At 73.2% G+C, this 21953-nt stretch carries 21 protein-coding genes; 12 read left to right on the forward strand and 9 right to left on the reverse strand.

The window, feature by feature from the left end; translation table 11 throughout:
* The first annotated feature begins 132 nt into the window (after positions 1 to 132).
* From AC4BDD_RS01640 to AC4BDD_RS01650, 3 genes are all read left to right on the forward strand, one after another.
* Positions 133 to 531, forward strand: coding sequence for a nuclear transport factor 2 family protein (locus AC4BDD_RS01640; protein ID WP_490689145.1), 399 nt, complete (start codon positions 133 to 135; stop codon positions 529 to 531).
* Between the two features lie 548 nt (positions 532 to 1079).
* Positions 1080 to 1748: an HAD family hydrolase gene (locus AC4BDD_RS01645; protein ID WP_490689146.1), complete on the forward strand. Its 669-nt coding sequence runs from the start codon at positions 1080 to 1082 to the stop codon at positions 1746 to 1748.
* A 123-nt stretch (positions 1749 to 1871) separates the two neighbouring features.
* Positions 1872 to 3371, forward strand: coding sequence for an FG-GAP and VCBS repeat-containing protein (locus AC4BDD_RS01650; protein ID WP_490689147.1), 1500 nt, complete (start codon positions 1872 to 1874; stop codon positions 3369 to 3371).
* Here AC4BDD_RS01650 and AC4BDD_RS01655 read toward each other — a convergent pair.
* Positions 3353 to 3616, reverse strand: a complete 264-nt coding sequence (locus tag AC4BDD_RS01655) for a hypothetical protein (protein ID WP_490689148.1) — start codon at positions 3614 to 3616, stop codon at positions 3353 to 3355. The two genes, AC4BDD_RS01650 and AC4BDD_RS01655, sit on opposite strands and share 19 nt — an antisense overlap.
* 5 nt (positions 3617 to 3621) lie before the next feature.
* Complete coding sequence (locus AC4BDD_RS01660) at positions 3622 to 4095, reverse strand: DUF2269 family protein (protein WP_490689149.1); 474 nt, start codon at positions 4093 to 4095, stop codon at positions 3622 to 3624.
* Positions 4096 to 4179: 84 nt separating this feature from the next.
* On the opposite strand from AC4BDD_RS01660, the gene AC4BDD_RS01665 reads away from it, so the two are divergent.
* Positions 4180 to 4521 (forward strand): PadR family transcriptional regulator, encoded by a 342-nt coding sequence (locus AC4BDD_RS01665; RefSeq protein WP_490689150.1) that lies wholly within the window; start codon positions 4180 to 4182, stop codon positions 4519 to 4521.
* Positions 4518 to 5294, forward strand: a complete 777-nt coding sequence (locus AC4BDD_RS01670; protein ID WP_490689151.1) for a permease prefix domain 1-containing protein — start codon at positions 4518 to 4520, stop codon at positions 5292 to 5294. Before AC4BDD_RS01665 ends, AC4BDD_RS01670 begins: the two co-directional genes overlap by 4 nt.
* Positions 5295 to 5378: 84 nt before the next feature.
* Here the strand turns inward: AC4BDD_RS01670 and AC4BDD_RS01675 are convergent, their stop codons facing one another.
* Both AC4BDD_RS01675 and AC4BDD_RS01680 read right to left on the reverse strand, forming a co-directional pair.
* Positions 5379 to 6308, reverse strand: a complete 930-nt coding sequence (locus AC4BDD_RS01675; protein ID WP_490689152.1) for an alpha/beta hydrolase — start codon at positions 6306 to 6308, stop codon at positions 5379 to 5381.
* Positions 6309 to 6539: 231 nt separating this feature from the next.
* On the reverse strand, positions 6540 to 7145 hold the full coding sequence (locus AC4BDD_RS01680; RefSeq protein ID WP_490689153.1) for a TetR/AcrR family transcriptional regulator: 606 nt from the start codon (positions 7143 to 7145) through the stop codon (positions 6540 to 6542).
* Between the two features lie 153 nt (positions 7146 to 7298).
* Here AC4BDD_RS01680 and AC4BDD_RS01685 point away from each other — a divergent pair, with 153 nt between their 5' ends.
* From AC4BDD_RS01685 to AC4BDD_RS01700, 4 genes are all read left to right on the forward strand, one after another.
* The gene (locus tag AC4BDD_RS01685; RefSeq protein WP_490689154.1) at positions 7299 to 8468 is read left to right on the forward strand and encodes an FAD-dependent oxidoreductase; all 1170 of its coding nucleotides are present in this window, start codon (positions 7299 to 7301) and stop codon (positions 8466 to 8468) included.
* Positions 8469 to 8595: 127 nt separating this feature from the next.
* A complete protein-coding gene (locus AC4BDD_RS01690) occupies positions 8596 to 9390 on the forward strand; it encodes an SDR family NAD(P)-dependent oxidoreductase (protein ID WP_490689155.1) in 795 nt (264 codons plus the stop codon).
* Positions 9391 to 9499: 109 nt separating this feature from the next.
* Positions 9500 to 10264: an alpha/beta fold hydrolase gene (locus AC4BDD_RS01695; protein WP_490689156.1), complete on the forward strand. Its 765-nt coding sequence runs from the start codon at positions 9500 to 9502 to the stop codon at positions 10262 to 10264.
* A gap of 142 nt (positions 10265 to 10406) precedes the next feature.
* A complete protein-coding gene (locus AC4BDD_RS01700; RefSeq protein ID WP_490689157.1) occupies positions 10407 to 11375 on the forward strand; it encodes a zinc-binding dehydrogenase in 969 nt (322 codons plus the stop codon).
* Between the two features lie 58 nt (positions 11376 to 11433).
* On the opposite strand, the gene AC4BDD_RS01705 is transcribed toward AC4BDD_RS01700, so the two are convergent.
* Positions 11434 to 12228: an alpha/beta fold hydrolase gene (locus AC4BDD_RS01705; protein WP_490689158.1), complete on the reverse strand. Its 795-nt coding sequence runs from the start codon at positions 12226 to 12228 to the stop codon at positions 11434 to 11436.
* Between the two features lie 208 nt (positions 12229 to 12436).
* On the opposite strand from AC4BDD_RS01705, the gene AC4BDD_RS01710 reads away from it, so the two are divergent.
* Together AC4BDD_RS01710 and AC4BDD_RS01715 are read left to right on the forward strand one after the other, a co-directional pair.
* Positions 12437 to 13954: an esterase/lipase family protein gene (locus tag AC4BDD_RS01710; protein WP_490689159.1), complete on the forward strand. Its 1518-nt coding sequence runs from the start codon at positions 12437 to 12439 to the stop codon at positions 13952 to 13954.
* Between the two features lie 123 nt (positions 13955 to 14077).
* Entirely contained in the window at positions 14078 to 15565 is a 1488-nt protein-coding gene (locus AC4BDD_RS01715) for a cellulase family glycosylhydrolase (protein WP_490689160.1), read from the forward strand.
* Between the two features lie 9 nt (positions 15566 to 15574).
* On the opposite strand, the gene AC4BDD_RS01720 is transcribed toward AC4BDD_RS01715, so the two are convergent.
* From AC4BDD_RS01720 to AC4BDD_RS01730, 3 genes are all read right to left on the reverse strand, one after another.
* Positions 15575 to 16735, reverse strand: coding sequence for a lipase family protein (locus tag AC4BDD_RS01720; RefSeq protein ID WP_490689161.1), 1161 nt, complete (start codon positions 16733 to 16735; stop codon positions 15575 to 15577).
* 201 nt (positions 16736 to 16936) lie between these two features.
* Entirely contained in the window at positions 16937 to 18037 is a 1101-nt protein-coding gene (locus AC4BDD_RS01725; protein WP_490689162.1) for an AraC family transcriptional regulator, read from the reverse strand.
* 89 nt (positions 18038 to 18126) lie between these two features.
* Complete coding sequence (locus AC4BDD_RS01730; protein WP_490689163.1) at positions 18127 to 20316, reverse strand: serine/threonine-protein kinase; 2190 nt, start codon at positions 20314 to 20316, stop codon at positions 18127 to 18129.
* A gap of 223 nt (positions 20317 to 20539) precedes the next feature.
* Between AC4BDD_RS01730 and AC4BDD_RS01735 the strand changes: the two genes are divergently transcribed.
* Positions 20540 to 21169, forward strand: coding sequence for an alpha-ketoglutarate-dependent dioxygenase AlkB (locus AC4BDD_RS01735; RefSeq protein ID WP_490689164.1), 630 nt, complete (start codon positions 20540 to 20542; stop codon positions 21167 to 21169).
* 42 nt (positions 21170 to 21211) lie between these two features.
* Here AC4BDD_RS01735 and AC4BDD_RS01740 read toward each other — a convergent pair whose 3' ends face one another.
* Positions 21212 to 21928: a GntR family transcriptional regulator gene (locus tag AC4BDD_RS01740; RefSeq protein WP_490689165.1), complete on the reverse strand. Its 717-nt coding sequence runs from the start codon at positions 21926 to 21928 to the stop codon at positions 21212 to 21214.
* Positions 21929 to 21953: the final 25 nt, after the last annotated feature.

Below are 21953 nucleotides of genomic sequence, written 5' to 3' on the forward strand. Positions count from 1 at the left end.
ACCTTCAAGGCTCGGCAGGCCGAGCGCTACCGCGACGGGCGGATCCTGCTGGCTTTCTGATCGGATCGCTACGCCGCCTTCCTCCGCCGGCGCGCCTGGCGGCGCACGGAGGCTCGGGGCTACTGTCGCGCCATGTCCAAGATTGAACTAGACGCGCTGACCGCCGAGTTCTTCGGCGCCTTCGACAACCGGGGCGGCAAGGCCGCCGATGTGGCACGGATCCGCAGGCTGGTTCTCCCCGGAGGCGTGATCGTCGTGACCGGCCCGAAGTTCGCGGCCTACACCGTGGAGGAGTTCATCGAGCCCCGTCAGCGGCTGCTGTCCGAGGGCCGGCTGGTCGAGTTCTCCGAGTGGGAGACCTCCGAGCGCACCGAGATCGCGGGCGATATCGCGTCGCGGTTCGGCGAGTACCGCAAGTCCGGGATCCTGGACGGTGAGCCGTTCGAGGGCGGCGGGACCAAGACGTTCCAGTTCGTCCGGACCCCGGAAGGCTGGCGGATCGCGGCATTCTCCTGGTACGACCAGCCCTGACCGGATCACGACCTCAAGTCAGTGCGGCTATCGGCTTCCCCGCCGACCGCGGACGCGACCGGCAGCGCCGACGGTCAGAGTCATCATCAGACCTTCTCCGCGGCGCCGGTCTGCGCGGCGCGTTCGATGGCTGCGAGCACCCGGTGGTGGGCCGCGGCGGTGAGGAAGTCGGGGTGGGGCCGGCGTCCTTCGGCGATCGACCGGGCGATCTCCTGGTAGACGGCCGCGACGTCGGCGACCGCTCCGGCGGCAGGGTCGAAAGGGAACGGTCCGGTAGTGGTCGGGCACCTCCACCTGCTCGCCGTTGACCCGGATGTCCCAGTCGGTCCAGTGCATGTACAGCCCTGGCCGGGTGGGAGTCACTGTCAAAGTTCCCTCGGTGGACCAGGCCGGCTCCGGCGCGATGCGGGCGCCGCCCAACGGGTCGCCCGCGGCGACGAGCACGGCCGATTCGAACCGGCCGATCGCGCCTCCGGCGATCAGGTCGGCCACGTACCGGGTATCCGGGGATCGGTACCCCTGCAGGTGCAAGCCCCTATGCTGCCGGGATGATCAAGCCGATTGAACTCGTCATATTCGACTGCGATGGCGTACTGGTCGACAGCGAGCGCATCGCCGCCCGAGTCCAGGTCGCCCTCGGCGCGGAGTTGGGCTGGCCACTCACCGAAGACGAGGTCGTCGACCGGTTCATCGGCCGCTCGCACGGCGCCATCCGCGAGCAGGTTGCCGCCCGGCTCGGCGAGAAAACCGCCGCGATCTGGTCGGAGCGGTTCGAGCAGCTTCACCGCGAGGCCGTGGACACGGGTCTGGCTCCCGTCGAGGGGCTGCCGGAGGCACTCGACGCGATCGCTCTGCCGACGTGCGTGGCCTCCAGCGGCTCCCACGAGAAGATGCGCCACACCCTGGGCCGAACCGGCCTCTACGACCGCTTCGCGGGCCGCATCTACAGCGCCACCGAGGTCGCCCGCGGCAAGCCCGCCCCGGATCTGTTCCTGCACGCCGCCCGGCAGATGGGGGTCGATCCGGCCGCCTGCGTCGTGGTCGAGGACAGCGGGCCCGGCGTCCGCGCCGCCCGTGCGGCCGGCATGCGTGCCTTCGGCTACGCCGGCGGTCTGACCCCGGCCGAGCGGCTCGAAGGCCCCGGCACCACCGTCTTCCACGACATGCGTGAGCTCCCCGTCCTGATCACCGATCAGCAACCGTCCCCCGCCGCTTGAGAACGCCCAAGCCGCCCGGCCCACCGCACGCATGCCCGCGCGTCCCACCGCACAACCGCCCGCGCGTTCCATGAGTCTCCTCTTCCAGTCCGTGACACCCGCTCCGCGCGTTCTGGAGGAAACATGCGCATCCGTGCGCTCTGCATAGCCGCCGTCAGCCTCACCACGGCCTTCACCGGCGGTGTCGCGTGCGCGTCCGACGGCGCCCCGACGGCGTCCGGCGGGGCACGGCCCTCCGCGGCGGGGGCCGCCTCCGTGCGTGAGGACTTCAACGGCGACGGCTACCAGGACCTGGTCACCGCCGCTCCTCAGAGCCCGGTCGCCGGTCAGGACAAGGCCGGCTACGTCGTCGTCACCTACGGTTCGGCGACCGGGCTCGACACCGCCTCCGCCACCGTCATCAGCCAGAACACCGCGGGCGTGCCCGGCACCGCCGAGAGCGAGGACCGCTTCGGGGACGCGCTGGTCGCCCGGGATCTGGACGGGGACGGTTTCACCGACCTCGCGGTGGACGCTTCCGGCGAACACGTCGGTCCCAGCAACAGCTATGGCACGGTGACCGTGCTCTGGGGCCGCCCGGGCAGGCTGAGCGGCGAGGGCGCGGTGTCCGTCGAGGCGCCGGCCGGCTCCAGCGGGTGGCGGGTCGGGGACAACCTCACCGCCGGCGACTTCAACGGCGACGGCCACACCGACCTGTTCATGCGGCACGGTGACGACGGCGAGCTCCGCTCGGTGCTGGCCGGTCCCTTCACCCGTGCCGGTGTGCCGGCCGGTGAGCAGCGGCTCAGCGTCTTCTCCACCGACAACGGCCTCTGGTCGGTCACGGCGGGCGACATGACCGGTGACGGCATCGACGACCTCGCCACCTTCTACTCGTACGAGGAGCACTCCGAGGGCGGGAAGTTCTGGCGCGGCACGGCGTCGGGTCTGTCGACGACGTCCACCCCGCTGAACTCCGCGGCCACCGCCACGGTCGGCGACTTCGACCACGACGGCAAGGGCGACCTGGCCACCCGGGCGGTCCCCAACGCCATCGTGGAGAACCTCCCCTACGACGCCGGCACCATCAAGATCTACTACGGCACGTCGGACGGGCCGAGCAGGACCCGGACCACGACGATCACTCAGGACACCGCGGGTGTCCCGGGCGTCGGTGAGCAGGGCGACCAGTTCGGTGCCCGGCTCGACGCCGGTGACGTCAACGGCGACGGCTACGCGGATCTCGCCGCGGGCCTGCCCTTCGAGGGCATCGGGAACAAGGCGGCGGCCGGCTCGGTGGTACTGCTCAAGGGCGGCGCCCGCGGTCTCACCGGGACCGGCGCGCAGGCGTTCAGCCAGGACACCGCGGGGGTGCCGGGCGTCGCGGAGGCCGGTGACCGCTTCGGCGGCGCGGTACGCCTGCTCGACGTGACCAAGGACGGCAAGGCCGAGCTGGCCGCCTCCGCCCCGAAGGAGAACCGCACCGGAGCCCTCTGGTCGCTGCGCGGCACCCGGTCCGGCCTCACCGCGACCGGCTCACTGGCCGTCAACCCGGTGGACCTGCACGCCCCGTCCGCGAACGCCGGATTCGGCTGGCTCTTCGCCAACGAGGACGCCATCTTCCTCTACGCCGCGGACCTCTGATCCGCCGAGCGGATCCGTCGCACGGCCAGCAGGCCGCCGACTCCCGGCACCGCGGCGCGCCATCGCACGCCGCGGGCCGCGGCGGCCTGGGCGGGCCATGCGGTCGCCAGGACGACGAGGTAGGCGGTGCCGTGCAGCGGGCCGACCAGCGTGGCGACCGCGGACGTGTGGGTGGTCAGCAGGTTGGCCAGCAGGACGGCGAGGGAGCCGGCTTCGACGCCGGCGGCGATCCGCAGGGTGCGCATGCCGGTCACGCTCCGGTGGTGGAGCCGGGGCGGATGATCATGAGGACGACGACGGCCGCCCAGAGGAGGTTGAAGACGCCGGTGAGCATGGCCAGCCGCGCCGCCGCCGGGTGCCGCCCGTCGGGGCCGGCCGCGTCCTGGGGCGCCGTCAGCAGACGCTGCTGCCGCGGCAGGATGGCCATTGCCAGGACGGCCGCGGCGATCACGGTGAGGGCGATGGACGCCAGCAGCCAGGCGTCGGTGAGGACGCCGAGGCCGGCGCCGGTGGCGAGGCCGAAGACCGGGACGGCGACACCGGCGACGGCGTAGCCGCGGCAGAGCCGGTGCAGCAGCGCGGCGGTGCCGGTGGTTCGCTCGCCGGACTCCGGGCCGGCCGCCGATTGCCGCGCATAGCGGGGGAAGAGGGACGCGGCCACGGTGATCGGCCCGACCACCACGATCGCCGCGAGGACATGTATCGACAGCAGCAGCTTGGTCACTGCGGGGCCTCCGGGCAGATAGCTCTATAGGTTGGCTGCCAATAGATAGCACGTCTACGGTCTTCGTGAGTAGGCTGCCTACCTATGAGGGCAGACGCGGTAAGAGGACACCTGGACGGGCTGCTGCTGGCCGTGCTCGAACCGGGGCCGCTGCACGGCTACGCGATCATCGCCGCCGTCCAGCGGCGCAGCGGCGGCGTGCTGGACCTGCGGACGGGCACCATCTACCCGGCGCTGAACCGGCTGGAGCGGATCGGGCTGCTGTCCAGCACCTGGGAATCGGTCGGTGAGCGGCGGCGCCGTTGCTACCGGCTCACCGACGCCGGACGGAGCAGCCTGGCCGACGAGCGCACCGCGTGGCAGGAGTTCACCACGGCGATCGGCTCCGTGCTGAACCCGGCCGCACCGCCCCGGCCCGCCACGTGAGCGCCGACAGCCGGCACCCCGGCCCCGCCGACAGCCCCACCGGCAGTCCCGTCGAGAGCCGCCCCGGGAGCCACGCCGATGTGGGTGCCGAGGAGTATGTCGCGGGCTGCGTGCGGGACCATGCCGCGGCCTTGACGGCGGCCCTGCACGGCCCGGCGCGGGCCAAGGCCCGGATGGTGGAGGAGATCCGCGACGGCCTCGCCGACACGGTGGCGGCCTATCTCGACGCGGGGATGCCCTGCGAGCGCGCCGTCCGGCAAGCGGTGAGCGAGTTCGGCTCCCCTGATGAGCTCGCGCCCGGCTGCCAGCGGGAGCTGACGATCGCCCAGGCCCGGCACACCGCGCGGACCCTCACCCTGACCGCGCCCGCCCTCGCCGTCTGCTGGTACGCCGTCCGGGGCGCCGGCTCCGGCCAGGGCCGGTTGGCGTCGGGGGCGGCGCAGGTGCTGGCGATACCGGTGGGCGCGGTGGTGGGCACGGCGGCGCTGCTCGCGGTGGCGGTGCTGGCCGCCACGGGCAGGCTGGCCCGCCGGCTGCCCATGCCGCACCGCTTGCCCCTGGCGGTCGCCTGGGCCGGTACCACCGCGAGCGCGGCCATGGCCCTCGCCACGCTCCTGCCGGCCCTCGCCGGTCCGCCGGCCGGTGACTGGCCGTTGGCCGCGTTCGCGGGCTCGCTCGCGGCGGCGTCGCACGCCGTGGTGGCGTCCTCGGCCCGGGCCTGCCGCCGGTGCGCCCGCTTGGCGCGAGGCCGGCCCGCCCCCGCCGGCCGGTGAGCGGTCCGCCGTGTCCGCCTTGAGGGATCCGGCGCGTTCGCCTGACTCACTGCCACGCCGGGGGCGCGCCGAGGGCCGGCCCGGTCAGAGCCATTGCGTCAGGAAGTCGCGCATCACCGCGGCGGCCGGCTCGAAGGCCGGTCCGCCTTCGTAGGTGGCGAAATGGTGGCCGGGGAGCCGTTCCAGATGCTTGGGGCCCCTCACCCGGTCGTACGCCGCCAGGGTGGCCTGGGTCGCCATGGCCCGGTCATCGCCCGCGACGACCATCAGCAGCGGCGTTTCGCCGAGTTGTTCCACGTAGACGCCCGGGTCGAACACCGGCTCCACGCCGACGGGGCACAGGGTGTACTCGTTGAGCCAGCCGATCTCCGGCCGGTCCGCGTATGCCCGGTACCACGCGGTGGCCTCCGGCGTGGGGAGGAAGGGCTCGTCGCCGTCGGCGAGGGCCACCACCTTGGCGGGTCCGGCGACCGGGCCGTCGGCGTCGGCGGGGCTCCGCGCCTCCGGGCGCCCGTGGCGTTCGGGGGCGAGGGAGTCCCGCATGCCCGTGAAGCGCGTGGTGACCAGCGTCTCGTCGCTGTAGTCCACGTCCTTGCGCGCGGCGAAGGGCACATTGGCCACCACCGCCCGCACCCGTTCGTCGACCGCCGCGACCAGCAACGCCACTCCGGCGCTCAGGCTGCTGCCCCAGACGGCCAGCCGGTCGCCGTCGATCCCGGGCCGGCCGGCGAGCCAGTCGAGCGCGTACTGGTAGTCACGGGCCTGCGCGAACGGGTTGATCCGCTGCCGGGGTTCGCCCTCGCTGTCGCCGAAGCCGCGGTGGTCGTACAGCAGTACGGCGAATCCGGCGGCGCTGAGTCTCTCGGCGAAGCCTTGCAGGCCCATGCGGCGCGTGCAGGAGAAGCCGTGGGTCATCACGACCCCGGGATTCGGGGAGTGCCGGTCCGCGGGCTGGTACAGCCATCCGCGCAGCCGGGTGCCGTGTGCTCCGGCGAATTCGACATCCTGTCGCATGATCGATCCCTCACTCCTCCCCGGCGCTTCGTCACACCGGGCCGGAAGTTCCCCAGCGCCCGGATCGAGCCCGTCGGGCCAAAGGGGCTGCTGCCACCTCGTGCGGGTAGCACCGATCGCGGCAAGGGAAACGCGACCGGGCGGCTGCCGCGGGGGCGGCGGCCATAGTTCACCCGATCAGCCCATCCGGCCACGTGTGCGCTTGCGGGCCGCCGCGGCGTCCGGTCGCGGTCACCCGTCCCGACCGGGGCGGTCCTGCTGTCGCGCCAGGGGGGTGGCGGCCCAGCCGTGTTCCAGCAGGGCGAACAGGTCGCACATGGTTCGGGCCGGGTCTTCGCTCGCCCGGGCGATGCCGGGGGCCTCCAGGGCGAAGCGCGCCAGGCCGGTGACGGCGGGGTCTTCGGGGGCGAGGCCGGTGGCTTCGGCCAGGGCGGCGGCCAGCGCCTTCTCGTGACGCGACCACATGCGCCGGGCGTAGTCCCGCAGCGCTGGGGTGGATTCGACGAGGACGAACATGGGGTCGTCGGTCCGCACGGCGGTACGGGTGCGCACCATGTGGTCGCGCAGGGCGTGCAGCACGGACTGGCCGGGGGCCCGGTCGCGAACGGCGGCGATCAGAGCGCTCTCGATGTCGGCGTCCAGGTCGAAGACGAGCGCCTCCTTGCCGGGGAAGTGCTTGAAGAGCGTACTCAGTGAGACGTCGGCCGCCTCCGCCACTTCGCGTACGCCGACGTTGTCGAAGCCGCGCTCGGTGAACAGCCGCACCGCGGCATCCGCCAGGGCCTGCCTGGTCTGCGCCTTCTTGCGCTCGCGGCGCCCGGTCGTCGTCTCGGCCATACCCGCCACCCTACCGCTGGAGACGACTCGATCGCAAAGGCGATCGGATACAAAGTCGGAGCGGTTGTACTTTTGGAGCTGCTGTGGTTTTGTGAAAGGGCGTCAGCACAGCAACCAGCACGTGCCTCCACCGTCGAACGGAGCGTGACCCTCATGTCCACCACCCCTCGCATCGCCATCGTCGGCGCGGGCCTCGGCGGCCTCGTCTGCGCCCGCGTCCTGCACCGGCACGGCGTGCCGGTCACGGTCTTCGAGCGGGAGACCGACCCCCACTCCCGCCTCCAGGGCGGCACTCTCGACATCGACGAGGACACCGGCCAGGCAGCCCTGCGCGCGGCCGGAGTGTTCGACCGGTTCCTCGACCTGTCCCGGCCCGAAGGGCAGGAGTGGCGCCTGTACGACCGTCAGGCGACCCTGATACGGCACGACCAGGCCGGTGAGGGCGACCTGAGCAGGCCAGAGATCGACCGGGGCCAGCTGCGGACCCTGCTGCTGGACTCCCTCGCCCCCGGCACGGTCCGCTGGGGCCACTCCGTCAGGGCCGTCACCCCGCTCCCCCACGGCACCGCCCGCCTGCACCACCACGACCGCACCGTCGAGGACTTCGACCTGGTCATCGGCGCCGACGGCGCCTGGTCCCGGGTACGCCCCGCGCTCTCCGACGCCCAGCCCCTCTACGCCGGTGTCACGATGGTGGAAGCCCGCTTCGACGACGTCGACCGCCGTCATCCAGGCATCGCCCGCCTGGTCGGCCGCGGCAGCATGTCGGCCAAGGCGGGCGGCCGAAGCCTGGTGCTGCAGCGCAACAGCAACGGACACGTCCGCGCCTACATCACCTTCCGCGGCCCCCAGGACTGGCACACCGGCCTCGACCTCGCCGACACCGAAGCCGTGCGCGCCCACCTCCTCGCCCACTACCAGGGCTGGCACGAGAGTCTGCTCGCCATCCTGCGCGAGAACGAGGGCGGCTTCGTCAACCGTCCGATGTTCGTCCTTCCCGTTCCCCACACGTGGCAGCGCACGCCCGGCATCACCCTGCTCGGCGACGCCGCCCACCTGATGCCGCCGATCGGCGTCGGCGCCAACCTCGCCCTGCTCGACGGCGCAGAGCTCGCCCAGGCCGTCATCGGCCACTCCACCCTCGACGAGGCCATCGACGCCTACGAGAGCGTCATGCGCCCCCGCGCCACCGACCACGCGAAGACCGGCCAGCGGATGCTCGCCACCCTTATGCCCGACACCGACTCCGACGCCCCCGCCTTCCCCGACAGCCTCTGGCCGGCCGGCAGCCGGCCCGACTCGCACCCCGCGCACACCGGCTGAGCACACTCCCCCGCGAACCGGGCGCTCCGGCGAACGCGGCGCCTATGCTCGGCAGTTCATGCGACAGGCCCGGCGCAAGGACCGCCGTGCCGGCCGCGTCGCGAGTCGCCGAGGAGGGACATCTCTCATGCCCGCGTCATTACTTGCCGGTCGTACCGCCCTGGTCACCGGGGCCAGCCGGGGCATCGGCGCGGCCGTCGCCAGAAGCCTGGGGGCCCATGGTGCGGCCGTGGCGGTCAACTACCACCGCAGCGCCGAAGCCGCGGCCGGCGTGGTCGCCGCCATCGAGTCCTCCGGCGGGCGGGCAGTGGCCGTGCCCGGTGACGCGTGCGATGCCGCACAGGTCGCCCGGATGGTGGCGGCGACCCGGGAGGCGCTCGGGGAACCCGACATCCTGGTGTGCAACGTCATGGCGGGCACCGAGCGGCTCGGCGCGAAGGCCGCCGCAGGCGGCGGGAGCTTCATCGATTCCGGTGAACGCCTGGAGGACGTCAAGGGCGCCGTCACCGCCCAGCTGGACACCGTCCTGGCCTGCTGTCATGCCGTCGTACCGGGTATGCGGCGCCTCGGCGGCGGCTCGATCGTCCTCATCGGCGCCTCGGCGACGCACAACTCCCACGCACTGCTGCCCGAGATCGTGGTGGCCAAGAGCGCCCAGGACGCGGTGGCACGCTGCCTGGCCCGGGAGCTGGCGCCGGACAACATCCGCGTCAACACCGTCGCGCCGGGCTTCGTCCCCACCGACGCCAACGCAGGCCCGCGGCAGGCGGCCATCATCGACCAGGTCGCCGCCCACACCCCGCTGCGCGATCCGGTGCTCGCCGAGGACGTCGCCGACGCGGTCACCCTGCTCGTCAGCCCGCTCGCGCTCAAGGCCACCGGCCTCTTCCTGCCGCTCGACGGCGGCCAGACGACACTCTGACACCGCCGGGGTGGCGTGTTGACCCGCCCCGCCGGAGGTCGCGAGACTTGACGGCCGACGGCCTGACGTCTTCTCGCGCCGGGCGACCGCCACTCCACCAGGAGACGCTGTGCCAGGACAGGTCATTCCGCACGAGGTTCACGGCGACGGCCCGCGACGGGTCCTCCTGCTCCACAACTGGTTCGGCGACCGGTCGAGCTTCGCCCCGATGCACGAGCACCTGGATACCGAGGCGTTCAGCTACGCGTTCCTGGACTGCCGCGGATACGGCGAGGCGATGGACGTCGAGGGCGACTTCACCATGGAGGAGGTCGCCGAGGACGCGCTCGCCGTCGCCGACCACCTGGGCTGGGAGACCATCTCGGTCATCGGGCACTCCATGGGCGGCAAGGCCGCCCAGCTGATGCAGTTGGAGGCCCCGAAGCGGATCCACTCGATCGTCGGCGTCTCGCCGGTGCCCGCGTCCGGCTTCCCCCTCGACGAGGAGTCCTGGGAGCTGTTCGCCGGAGCGGCGGAGAACCCCGGGAACCGCAGAGCGATCATCGACAACACCACCGGCGGGCTCCACGACAAGGCGTGGCTGGACGCCATGGTGACCCGCTCGGTGGAGCGTTCCTCGGCGACGGCTTTCCGCACCTACCTGGACTCCTGGTCGCGCACCGACTTCCACGAGCGGGTCAAGGACAACCCGACCCCGGTGCTCCTGATCGTCGGTGAGCACGATCCGGCGCTGGGCGCCGAGGCCATGCACGCGACCTGGCTGCGCTGGTATCCGAACGCCGAGCTCCATGTGCTCCAGGACGCGGGCCACTACGCGCCCGAGGAGGCCCCCGAGGCCCTCGTCGCGGTGGTGGAGCGGTTTCTCCAGCACTGATCTCTACTGATCTCCACCGAATCTCTTCGCACGCGGGAGCGGGGCGAACGGACTTGACCTCAACCTTGGTTGAAGTTTGAGACTGGTGCCCTGATCGAGCGGCCGGCTTCCGGTCGCGAACGAGTCGAGGAGTGTGAACCGCATGCGTGCGATCCGGGTGGCCGAATACGGGGGTCCGGAGGTCCTGGTACCGGTGGAGGTGCCGGATCCGGAGGCCGGGGCCGGGGAGGTCGTCGTGCGGGCCGAGGCCGTCGACACCATCTACGTGGAGACGCAGATCCGCGGCGGCTGGGGTGAGGCGTTCGGCATCACCCCGCCCTATGTGCCCGGCGGCGCGGCCGCCGGTACCGTCGTCTCCGTCGGACCGGACGTCGATCCGTCCCTGGTGGGCCGCCGGGTTCTCGCCGGGGCCGGGACGCGGGGCACGTACGCCGAACTGGTCCGCACCGGCGCCGACCGGCTGGTGCCCGTACCGGACGGCCTGGGCCTGCGGGAGGCGGCCGCCCTCGCGCACGACGGCGTGACGGCCATGGGCATCCTGGAAGGCGTCGGCATCAAGCCGGGTGACAAGGTGCTGATCCTGGGCGCCGCGGGCGGCATGGGCACCCTGCTCGTCCAGCTCGCCTCCGCGGCCGGAGCGCGGGTGGTCGGGGCGGCGCGCGGCGAGCGGAAGCTGGCGCTGGTGCGGCGGCTGGGCGCCGACGCCGTCGTCGACTACACGGAGGAGGGCTGGACGCGGCGGGTGCGGGACGCCTTCGACGGCCTGCCGGTGGACGTGCTGCTGGACGGCGTCGGGGGCGAACTGGGCAGCACCGCCTTCGGGTTGGTGGCGGACGGCGGACGGGTTTCGGCCCACGGCGCCTCCAGCGGCGGCTTCGCCGAGCTGGACCGGGAGGACGCCCGGGCCCGCTCCATCGCCCTGCGGGGCATCGAGGATGTGCAGTTCGAGGCCCCGGAGATCGTCCGGCTGACGGGCAAGGCCCTCGGCGAGGCCGCCGCGGGGCGGCTGCGGCCGGTGATCGCCCGCGAATTCCCGCTCTCCCGGGCGGCCGACGCCCACCGGGCGATCGAGGCCCGGTCGGTCCCGGGCAAGGCGCTGCTCATCCCCTGACCGGGCGCGCCCCGGGCCACCGCCAGCAGGCACGGGGCGGCGCGGCCCGCCGGCGGGCTCAGCTGGGCAGGCCGTCGAGGAAGTCACGCATGATGGTCAGCCATTCCTCGGGCGCCTCCACGAAGGGCAGGTGCCCGGTGGCGATCTCGGTCAGGCGCGCGCCGGGAATGCCGTCGGCGAGCACGCGGTGGTGGTAGGGGGTGACCAGGCTGTCGTACACGGTCGAGACGACCAGGGTCGGCACCGCGATCCGGGCGAGGTCCTCGCGGACGTCGGTCCGCTCGATCAGGTCGAGATGGTCCGCCGTGCCCGGCGGAATGGTCGCCGCACCGATCCGCAGGCCGGCGTCCAGATCCTCCTGCCCGAATGCGTCGAGAGCGGGCGCCCCGAAGCCGATCAGGGCGGCGAAGGCGGCCAGCCGCTCGGTGTCGCCGGCGTCGAGGAGTTCGCGCCACAGCCGTGCGGCGAGGCGGAAGCGCGGGTTGGGGTGGGCGAAGCCGGCGGTGAGGACGAGGGCGGTGACGCGTTCGGGGTGGCGCGTGGCCGCCCGGACGGCCACCGCCGCGCCCAGGGAGTACCCGGCGATGGCGAACGACTCCTGGCCCTCCTGCACGGCGGTGGCGACCAGTTCGTCGGCCAGCCGGTCCAGCGACAGAGGGTCGCTCGCCCGCGGGGTGCGGCCGGTACCGGGGTAGTCCGGCCCGACGACGGTGTAGCGCTCGGCGAGGCCGTCGAGCACCGGACCGTAGTTGGGGTCGATGCCGCCGCCGGCGCCATGGGTGAGCAGCAGCCCGGGGCCGGAGCCGCGGACGACGCGGCCGAGGGAGGAGGCGGGAAGGACGGAGGCGGGCATGGGGATCTCTCTTCACTCAGGGTCGATGTGAGCCACGGCGGGCGAGGCGAGCGGATCTCGTCTGCGGCGACGGTAGAGCCTGACATCGATGTGAAGGTCAAGCGCGACAGCGCGCGGTACCGGGCGGATACTCGTAGAGCAGGGGGCGGGACGGCCTGGAGGCCGTCGTCCGGGGGGTGGATCCGCACACCATCGCTCGGGAGGTCCCATGCCCGGGAACGTCAAGCTGCCCATCGTCTACGTGCGGGGATTCGCCGGGGACACCTCGGGGATCAACCGGGCGGTCACCGATCCGTTCTACGGCTTCAACGAAGGGTCGACGCATGTGCGGATCGGGCAGGAGGCGACCCCCGTCTTCTACCAGTTCGAGAGTCCGCTGCTGCGGCTCCACCTGGACGAGGGCTACAAGATCTTCCTGGACGGCGGGCAGATGGCCTACCTGGAGAGCCACGACGACATCGCCCCGGACAGCATCTGGATCCACCGCTTCTACGACGTCTCCGCCAGCAGCTGGGGCGGGCGGCCGGAGGAGTTCCGCCTGGAGGCGGCCGCGGAGAACCTGCTGACGCTCATCGAGACCCTCCAGGCCAAGACCAAGGCGCCCGCAGTGCATCTGGTGGCGCATTCGATGGGCGGGCTGATCTGCCGCTGCCTGCTCCAGAAGATCATTCCGGACCTCAGACCGGACCGCAGACCCACCGACTTCGTCGACAAGCTGTTCACCTACGGGACGCCGCACGGCGGCATCTCCTTCGAGGTCGGCTTCGGTCTCTTCGAGAGGCTGCGGGACGCCTTCGGCGTCCAGGGCGCGGACATCTTCGGCCCCCGCCGGATGTACGAATACCTGACGCCGGACAGCACGCGGGACCTCGATGGGCCTCCGGACGGCTGGCGGCCCGAGGAGATGCCGGACGGGGACGGCGCCTTCCCCGCCGAGCGGGTCTTCTGCCTGGTCGGGACGGACGCGGGCGACTACGAGGTCGCCCACGGGCTGTCCTCGGCCGTCGTCGGGGAACGCAGCGACGGGCTGGTCCAGATCGAGAACGCCGCCGTCCCCGGCGCGCACCGCGCCTTCGTGCACCGCAGCCACAGCGGCCGCTACGGGCTGGTCAACTCCGAGGAGGGCTACCAGAATCTGCGGCGCTTCCTCTTCGGCGACGTGAAGGTCGAAGCCGCGCTGGTGGGCCACCGGCTGCCGGCGGAGAAGGGCGTCACCTGGCAGGCCGACGCCCTGCTGTCGGTGCGGGGCCTGCCGGTGGTCATCTCCGAGCGGGCCGCCGCGCACTGGTGCCCCATCCAGCTCTCGGCACCCGGCGCGGACGCCGCCTCCCAGGACGTGATCCCGCTCGCCACCGTCTTCCTCTCCAGCTACCTGCCCAGACCCCAGGAGAGCGGCACCCTGCGCCACGCGCTGCACCTGCGCCTGATCTCGCTCCGGGAGCGCAACGGGCTCTTCCGCTTCTTCGACCACCTCGAACAGGCCGCGGACTTCGATGACATCCTCGTCGTCGACATCGGGGACGGCCCCGACTCCATGGGCACCAGGGCGGCCTGGAACTCGGAGGTCGAAGGGGCGATCCGGGACTACCTCCCCAGCGGCCCGCCGCTGGGGGACGAGGACCCCGAGACCGGCTCCTGGGTCGCGCACATCGCGCTGCCCCGCACCGCGGCCCCCCTCCTCGGCGAGGGCGCGCGGATCCGCCTCAGCGTCACGCCGTGGGCCTAAGGGTGACCGAGGGGTCGCCGTAGGTCTGCAAGTCATGAGTCTGGCTCAACAAACCTCCTCCCGGTAGAAGTTCGACTGCACGCAAGGTCAAGCAGCGTCCAGCCGACTCCTACCGGAGGCACCATGCGACCACGCAGCGCCGCCACCGTCCTCGCCCTCGCCACGGCCCTGCTCTGCGCCACCCCCACCACCGCCCCCGCGCACCCCGCGGCCGGGGCCGGTCAGCGGTCCATCGCGGCCGGGACGGGGGCGTGGCCCGCGCCGACCGGCACCGTGACCACCCCCGACGGCCGCGTCCACCTCGCCGACCGGCAGGGGCGTGCCCTGCGGTTGCACGGCCTCAACCTCGGCAAGACCGACACGGTCACCGAGGAGCGGGTGGCGCGGCTGGCGCGGGACGGCTTCGGCCTGATGCGGCTCAACATCCAGTGGGAGAAGATCGAGCCGCGCCGCGGCCACTACGACCGGGCCTACCTGCGCGGGCTGGACAGGGTGCTGGACTGGGCCGACCGCTACCACGTGCTGGTCCTGGTCGACTGGCACCAGGACGTCTACGGCCCCGCCTTCGGCCACAACGGCATGCCCGAGTGGGCCACCCGCACCGATGGGCTGCCCTTCGAGCCGAACCCGGACGACTGGTTCGCCGACTACTTCCAGCCCGCCGTCCAGGCCGCCTTCACGCATCTGTACGACGACCCGGATCTGCGGGCCGCCCAGGCCGCCGTCTACGCGGAGGTCGCCCGCACGCTGCGCGGGCACCCCTCGCTGCTGGGCTACGACCTGTTCAACGAGCCGTTCGGACCGATCGCGGGAGATCCCGCGGACCCCGCGGACCGTCTCGCCGCGTCCGTCGCGCTGGAACGCGGCCGGCTCCCCGCGATGTACCGACGGCTGATCGGCGCCGTGCGGTCCGCCGACCGCGACGCCTGGCTGTTCGTGGAGCCCACCGTCCTCGTCGGCGAGGGCGTGCCGACCAGCCTGCCCGGGATCGGCGACCCGCGGCCGGGGGCGGACCGCCTCGGCTATGCCCCGCACTACTACGACACCGCCGTCGAGTCGGGCGCCGACTGGGATCCGTCCGGGCGGTTCATCGAGAAGTACGAGGCCGCCATCGGCGCCTACCCGACCGCGCACCGGCTCCCGGTGCTGGTCGGGGAGTGGGGCCCGCCCAAGGCCACCACGCCCGGCAACGCCGAGCTGATACGGCGTCAGGTCGCCTCGCTGCGCACCTTCGCCACCGGCTGGGCCATGTGGTACGACTGCTGGTCCGCCGACGGCGGGGGCTACTGCGTGCGCGACGAGGACGGCCGGCCGGCGCCCGGGAAGGAGCCCGCGTTCGCACCGTACGCGCGGGCCGTGGCGGGTGCGCCGGTGACCGGGTCCTATGACCCGGCCACCCGCACGTACACCCTCGGCCTGACCGCCGACCGCACCACCCGCCGCTCCTGGACGACCCTCACGCTGCCCGCCGCCCTCTTCCCGCGCGGCGCCCGGATCTCGGCCTCGGGCACGCACGGGGCGGTGGTGCGGGTGGGGCCGGGCATGGCTCAGGTGCTGCTCCCGGCCGCGCGTCCCGGCGCGCGGATCTCGCTGACGGCGACGGCCCGCTGAGCGCCGCCCCTAGCAGTTGCTCTCCGCCGGGGCGCCCTCGAAGCGGTCGGAGAGCCAGTCCATCGCCGGGACGGCGCCCGCGGTCACACCGGTCACATGGCCCAGCGGGTAGCTCTTCCACCGCACCGGGACGCCGCGGGCGCACCAGTCGGCACGCAACTGTTGGCCCACCTCGTACGGGATCAGCTCGTCGAAGATCCCGTGGTAGAGGTAGACGGGGTGGTCGGGCGCGTGGCGGCCGAGGTCGCTGTCGCGCAGCCGCCGCTGCCAGTCCGCCTCGTCCAGCGGGTTCTTGACGGTGACGTCGGAGATGCGCTGGAAGAGTCCGGCCGCGGTGTCGGCCGCGACGCAGTTCTCCTTCATGAACCGGACGTACTCGCGCCCCTTGTCGTTGAGGTACCGGTCGAGTTCGAGCTCGGGGTAGGCGGCGTTCTGCCCGGTGGCGGCCATCAGGACGAGCCCGGCTCCGATGTTGCCGTTGTTGAAGTCGGCGGCCTCCAGCAGGTCGGCGGGCACGCCGCCGGTGGCGGTGCCCTTCACCTTCAGCTCGGGGGCGTAGCTGTCGTGCAGCTCGGCCGCCCAGCTGGATGCCTGGCCGCCCTGGGAGTAGCCCATGATGCCGACCGGGGAGTCGGCGGAGAGCCCGGCTCCGGGCAGCCGCTGGGCGGCCCGGGCGGCGTCCAGGACCGCCTGGCCTTCGGCGCGGCCGACGGTGTAGGTGTGGTCGCCGGGGGTGCCGAGGCCCTCGTAGTCGGTGACGGCGACCGCCCAACCCCGCTGCACCGCCTGGTTGATGAGGGTGGCCTCGACGGTGGTGCCGTGCGGGAATCCGGCCGACGGCGCGCAGTGGTCGCCGAGGCCGACGGTCCCCACGGCGTAGGTCACCAGCGGGCGGGGGCCGCTCCTGCCGTCCTGCGGCACGATGACCGTGCCGGAGACGACGTTCGGCTCTCCCGTGGCGGTGGTGGAACGGTAGGCGATGTGCCACGCACGGGTGTTCGTCGGTTGCCCCGGAAGAGGGTGGAAGGACGTGGGCGTGGCGTTGACGATGTCGCCGGGCCTGCCGTGGGTTTCCGCCGGCGCGGCGTGGGCGGGCAGCGGCGCGGCGAGCATGAGGGTCGCCGTGGCGGCGGCTGCCTGGAGGCGGGTGCGCGGTGATCCGAGAGGCATGCGGCTCTCCCAATGGTCCGGTGGACGCCGAAAGACTCCGCTCCTCGCTCGCTGCCGGGTGCTGTAGGCCGGGGCCGACGCGACCCGGCGGCTCGCCAAGGGGGGATGAGGGGACGGTAATGATGCCGCAGTGCGTTCGTGGCTGACCAGACCGCTCAGTTCGGCTGACCCGATGGCACAGGCGTGCCCCGCCTCACCCGCTCAACCGGGGCGGCCGCCACTCGCCCAGTCCGTCTGTCCCCGCTGGGCCGCGGCGGGGCGCGCCGCGCTGCCGGCCGACGCCTGCTCCTGGCCGACGAGGCGATAAGCCCCGGGTGTGGTACCCGTCCACCGCCGGAAGGCCCGGTGGAAGGCGGTGTCCTCGGAGAACCCGAGCCGGGCCGCCAGTTCGGCGATCGGCTCCTGCCCCTGCGTCAGTCCGGCGATGGCCGCGTCCCGTCGCACGGCGTCCTTGAGCCGCTGGTACGAGGTGCCTTCGGCCTTCAGCCGCCGCCGCAGCGTGGCCGGGCTGACCGCGAGCCCGGCCGCCACCTCCGCGGCCTCCGGCAGCCGCGCGCCGCCGTCCGGGCGCAGCGCGCGGGCCAGGTGGCGGCGTACCTGCTCGGCGACGGTGGTGCCGTACTCGCGCCGGCTCAGCAGCCCCGCGGGCGCGCGGCGCAGCAGGGCCTCCAGCGCCGGTTCGTCGCGTACGACGGGGGCGGCGAGCCGGGCCGCGTCGAAGGCGGCTCGGGTGCGCTTGGCCCCGAAGCGCACCGGGCAGCCGAAGAGGGCGCCGTACTCGTCGTGGTTGGGCGGCGCCGGGTAGGCGAACTCGGCCCAGCTCAGCGGGATGCGGCGGCCGATGAGCCAGCTGGAGAGCCGGTGCCAGACGATGACGAGGCACTCGGTGAGGAAGTGGTCCTCGTCGTGGCCGAGTTCGCTGCGGACGGTGAAGAACGCCTGCCCCTCGTCGCCGGTGTCCACCGACAGCAGGGGGCCGCCGGGGAAGAGGGCGTAGAAGCGGATGCCGCGCCGCAGTGCCGCGCCCAGGTCGGGGCAGCCGAGGGAGGCGTAGCACATCATCGCGAAGGTGCCGTGCCGGCTGGGGGCGGATCCGAGCCCGAGGAACTCGTCGTCCGTGGCCTGGTGCAGCGCCTTGATCAGGCGGGTGAACTGCTCGGGTGTGACGCGGGCGCGTGCGTCGCCGAGCAGCAGCGGCGGGATGTGCGCGCGCTGGAGCAGCGGCACGGTGTCGAGGCCGAGGCGCTGCGCGCCGCGCAGTGCGGCGCGGACGTGGTGCACACCGACGGACCGGCTCCCCATGGCGCTTCACGGTAGCCGCGATGCGCGGGGAGGTCAGCAGGGGTGACGTCCCCGGTGCGCTCCGGCCTGGTGGTTGGCCCGGGCGCGGGTCAGGGCCGCCGGGTGGCGGTGCCCTTGTCGGTGGTCACCACCGGGGGTTCGGCGGCCGGGTTGCGCGGGTCGACCGTGAAGGCCGTCCCGGTGCTGGTCAGGCCCACGACGGCGCCCTGGACCAGCACCGCGGCCGGCGGTTCGTACCAGCCGGTGGAGACGCTGCGCGCGGGGCTCTGCCACAGTTCCTGGCCCGTCCGCAGGTCCAGGGCGAGCACCCGGCCGCTGGCGGTGCCCATGTAGACGGCCCGGGCGGGGCGGGAGACGGCGGGGCGCCCGAGCCGCTCCACCGACGTCGTGGTGGACCACAGCTCCTTGCCGGTGTCCGGGTCGACCCGGGTGACGCGGCCACTCTCCTGCACGAAGAACAGGTGGCCGCCGACGAGCGACCCGGTGCCGATGGTGTGTTCCGGCAGGGTGATCTCGCGCCGCCGGCCGGTGCGCGGGTCCAGGCGCACCAGGGTGGGGTGGCGCTCCAGCTCCGACTCGACGAACGGCACGAGCAGCAGCTCGCCGCCGTCCGTCCCCAGCGGTTCCTCGGCCTTGTTCGGGCGCCCCAGCTGGTGGGGTCGGCCGTCGCGTGTGCCGAGCCGCCAGATGACGGTGTCCGGTGTCCTGGTGTCGGTCTGCGCCGCGCAGGTGGCGTACGGCACCTCCCCGGCGGCCAGCGGCTGGCAGAGGTATCCCTTACGGAAGGGGAAGGTCCATCTGGTCCCGCCGGTGCTGGCGTCCCGGGCGACCAGGGCGGTGTCTCCCGGGTTGCTGGAGATCACCAGGTCGCCGGCGCGCACCGAGTCGGCCGACGCGCTCACCTTGTGGGACCACGCCTCGTCGCCGGAGTCCGCGTGCAGCGCCACCAGCCGGTTGTACGAGTCGGCGGGGGTGTCATGGGTGTAGACCAGGCCGTCGTGGACGGCGAACGGGGCGGTGTTGGTGAAGGCGCCGGCCCCGGCGCCGGCGTCCTGGTCGGCCGGCGCGGTCAGCACCATGCCTCTGGCCCGCCAGTCGACGTGCCCGGTCAGCCCGTTGACGCGCAGGGTGGGGAACTCCGAGCCGCCGCAGAAGAGGGTGGAGCCGTGCGCCACACAGCCCGGCGAGAGATCGGTGTCCGACGGCGTGACGCCCGCCGCCTTGGGCAGCGGCAGCTGCCAGGGCCGCCAGCCCTCGGGCAGCGGGACCCGGGGGGTGCGCACCGCCGGGTGGCCGGTGCGCACCCCGTCGCCGCCGGAGGCGATCAGGGCGATCGCGGTGCCGATGAGCCCGAGCGCGACGACCGCGGCGGCGGCGATCAGCAGCGAGCGGCGGCGGCGCTTCCCGGCGCTGGTGGGCTCGTACTCCACCGGTACGGTGGCCCGCGTGGCGCCACCCACGCGCGGCGTTCCCCGGTCGGGCAGGTCGCGCAGCCGCCGCATCAGATCGGGCAGCGGGGGCCGGTCGGCGGGGTCCTTGGCCAGGCAGTCCACCACGATCCGCCGCAGCGGCTCGGCCAGCCCCTCCAGGGCAGGCGGCTCGTGCACCACCTGGTACGCGGTCAGGTAGGGGCTGTCCGCGTCGAAGGGCCCGCGGCCGGTCGCCGCGAACACCAGCAGGGCGCCGAGCGAGAAGACGTCGGAGGCGGGCGTCACCTCTCGGGGGCGGCTGAGCTGTTCGGGTGACATGAACGGCGGGGTGCCCATCACCCGGCCGGTCATGGTCAGCGCCTGGTTGTCCCCGGCCCGGGAGATACCGAAGTCGATGACGCGCGGGCCGTCCTCGGCCATCAGCACGTTCGCGGGCTTCAGATCGCGGTGGACCACCCCGGCCCGGTGGATGTCGTGCAGCGCCTCGGCCAATCCCAGCGCCAGCTGCCGCAGCTCGGCCGCCTCCAGCGGCCCCTGCCGCGACAGCCGCTCGGCCAGGGTGGGCCCGGAGACGTACAGGGTCGCCATCCACGGCCGTGTCGCGTCCGGGTCGGCGTCCACCACCGGCGCGGTGAACGCCCCGCTGACCTGCCTCGCCGCGGCCACCTCCTGCCGGAAGCGGGTGCGGAACTCGACGTCCTGGACGAACTGGGCGTGGATCACCTTCACGGCGACCTGCCTGCCTGAGGACGAGCGCCCCAGGTACACCACGCCCATTCCGCCTGAACCCAGCCGGTCCAGCAGCCGGTAGTCACCGACGGACCGCGGATCGTCCGCACTCAGCGGCACGGCCACCCCTTCCTCGGGCCCCCTCCTTCACGACCGGTCGCAGGTCACCCGGTGCTCAGCCTAAGGCGCTCCGGCGCACTCCGGCTCGTCGTACGGGGCGAAGCCGCAGCCGCCGGACCCCGATCGGCCGCACGCCCGGCCGGCCGGAGCGAGGCCGGCGCGAGGGCTGCGCGCCGCCCGAGAAAATTCGCTCACATATTCGAACGAGGCGTATTCTGACCCCATGACCATCCACTTGCAGGCTTCACTCCTCGACGGGGACAGCGACATCGCGCTGCGCCCGCTCGACGGCCTGCGGCGCACCGTACTGGGCCTGGGCGCGTGGATCGATGTGCTGCCCGGCTGGCTGACCGGCGCGGACGAGCTGTTCGAGCAGCTGGTGGCGCAGGTGCCGTGGCACGAGGAGCGGCGGATGATGTACGACCGGGTGGTGGACGTGCCCCGGCTGCTGGCCTACTACCGGCAGGACGAGCCCCTCCCCCACCCGGCGCTGACCCGGGCGCGCGCCGCGCTCAGCGCGCACTACGCCGCCGAGCTGGGGGAACCGTTCCGTACCGCGGGCCTGTGCCTGTACCGGGACGGCAGGGACAGCGTGGCCTGGCACGGCGACCGGATCGGCCGGGGCGGCCGGGAGGACACCATGGTCGCCATCGTCTCCCTCGGCGAACCCCGGCTACTGGCCCTGCGGCCGCGGCAGGGCCACGGCGGAACACTCCGGCGGATGCTCGGCCACGGCGATCTGCTGGTGATGGGCGGTTCGTGCCAGCGCACCTGGGATCACGCGGTGCCCAAGACGGCCAAGCCGGTGGGGCCGCGGATCAGCGTCCAGTTCCGCCCGTCCGGAGTCGCCTGATCCGCGGCGGTCGCCCGATCCGCGACCTGGCGGGTGCGTGGTTCAGCGGGTGGCGCCCGGCTTTCCTCCCGGCCGCCGCCCGGCCGGGGCCTCGCCACCGCCCTTGGCCCACAGCGAGCGGACGTGGCCCAGGTGCCGGGCCATGCACCGCTCGGCACCCTCGGCGTCACCGGCCAGCATCAGGTCGAGGAGTTCGAGGTGTTCCTCGGCCGAGGGGATCAGCTCGCCGCGCTCGTCCAGCGCGGTGAGTCCGTACAGGCGGGAACGCTTGCGCAGATCGCCGACGGTCTCCACCAGGCGCTGGTTCCCGGAGAGGGCGAGCAGCGACAGGTGGAACTGGCGGTCGGCCTCCAGGTATCCGATCAGATCGTGCTCGCGGGCGGCGCGCACGATCTCCTCGGCGACCGGGCGGAGCACCTCCAGCTCCTCGCGGGAGGCGCTGCGGGTGATCCGGCCGACCACCGGGACCTCGATCAGGGTGCGGATCTCGGTGTACTGGTCGAGATCGCGCTCATTGACCTCGGTGACCCGGAAGCCCTTGTTCCGGACGGGCTCGACCAGGCCCTCGCGGGCCAGGTCGAGCATCGCCTCGCGCACCGGTGTCGCGGAGATTCCGAAGTCCTCCGCGAGACCGGGCGCCGAGTAGACCTCACCCGGGCGCAGTTCGCCGGAGATCAGGGCGGCTCGCAGGGCGTGGGCGACCTGGTCGCGCAACCGCTCCCTGGTGGTGACGAGGTTGCGCTGCTTCAGGTGGGCCATCGCCGTGGTGTTCCCTTCGTACCGA

Source organism: Streptomyces sp. JLBT605, assembly GCF_058215555.1.

Bases quoted from the DNA above. Each gene is read 5' to 3' on its own strand.
- AC4BDD_RS01640 (WP_490689145.1), top strand. From the start codon at position 133: ATGTCCAAGATTGAACTAGACGCGCTGACCGCCGAGTTCTTCGGCGCC.
- AC4BDD_RS01645 (WP_490689146.1), top strand. From the start codon at position 1,080: ATGATCAAGCCGATTGAACTCGTCATATTCGACTGCGATGGCGTACTG.
- AC4BDD_RS01650 (WP_490689147.1), top strand. From the start codon at position 1,872: ATGCGCATCCGTGCGCTCTGCATAGCCGCCGTCAGCCTCACCACGGCC.
- AC4BDD_RS01655 (WP_490689148.1), bottom strand. From the start codon at position 3,616: ATGCGCACCCTGCGGATCGCCGCCGGCGTCGAAGCCGGCTCCCTCGCC.
- AC4BDD_RS01665 (WP_490689150.1), top strand. From the start codon at position 4,180: ATGAGGGCAGACGCGGTAAGAGGACACCTGGACGGGCTGCTGCTGGCC.
- AC4BDD_RS01675 (WP_490689152.1), bottom strand. From the start codon at position 6,308: ATGCGACAGGATGTCGAATTCGCCGGAGCACACGGCACCCGGCTGCGC.
- AC4BDD_RS01680 (WP_490689153.1), bottom strand. From the start codon at position 7,145: ATGGCCGAGACGACGACCGGGCGCCGCGAGCGCAAGAAGGCGCAGACC.
- AC4BDD_RS01685 (WP_490689154.1), top strand. From the start codon at position 7,299: ATGTCCACCACCCCTCGCATCGCCATCGTCGGCGCGGGCCTCGGCGGC.
- AC4BDD_RS01690 (WP_490689155.1), top strand. From the start codon at position 8,596: ATGCCCGCGTCATTACTTGCCGGTCGTACCGCCCTGGTCACCGGGGCC.
- AC4BDD_RS01700 (WP_490689157.1), top strand. From the start codon at position 10,407: ATGCGTGCGATCCGGGTGGCCGAATACGGGGGTCCGGAGGTCCTGGTA.
- AC4BDD_RS01705 (WP_490689158.1), bottom strand. From the start codon at position 12,228: ATGCCCGCCTCCGTCCTTCCCGCCTCCTCCCTCGGCCGCGTCGTCCGC.
- AC4BDD_RS01710 (WP_490689159.1), top strand. From the start codon at position 12,437: ATGCCCGGGAACGTCAAGCTGCCCATCGTCTACGTGCGGGGATTCGCC.
- AC4BDD_RS01715 (WP_490689160.1), top strand. From the start codon at position 14,078: ATGCGACCACGCAGCGCCGCCACCGTCCTCGCCCTCGCCACGGCCCTG.
- AC4BDD_RS01720 (WP_490689161.1), bottom strand. From the start codon at position 16,735: ATGCCTCTCGGATCACCGCGCACCCGCCTCCAGGCAGCCGCCGCCACG.
- AC4BDD_RS01725 (WP_490689162.1), bottom strand. From the start codon at position 18,037: ATGGGGAGCCGGTCCGTCGGTGTGCACCACGTCCGCGCCGCACTGCGC.
- AC4BDD_RS01735 (WP_490689164.1), top strand. From the start codon at position 20,540: ATGACCATCCACTTGCAGGCTTCACTCCTCGACGGGGACAGCGACATC.
- AC4BDD_RS01740 (WP_490689165.1), bottom strand. From the start codon at position 21,928: ATGGCCCACCTGAAGCAGCGCAACCTCGTCACCACCAGGGAGCGGTTG.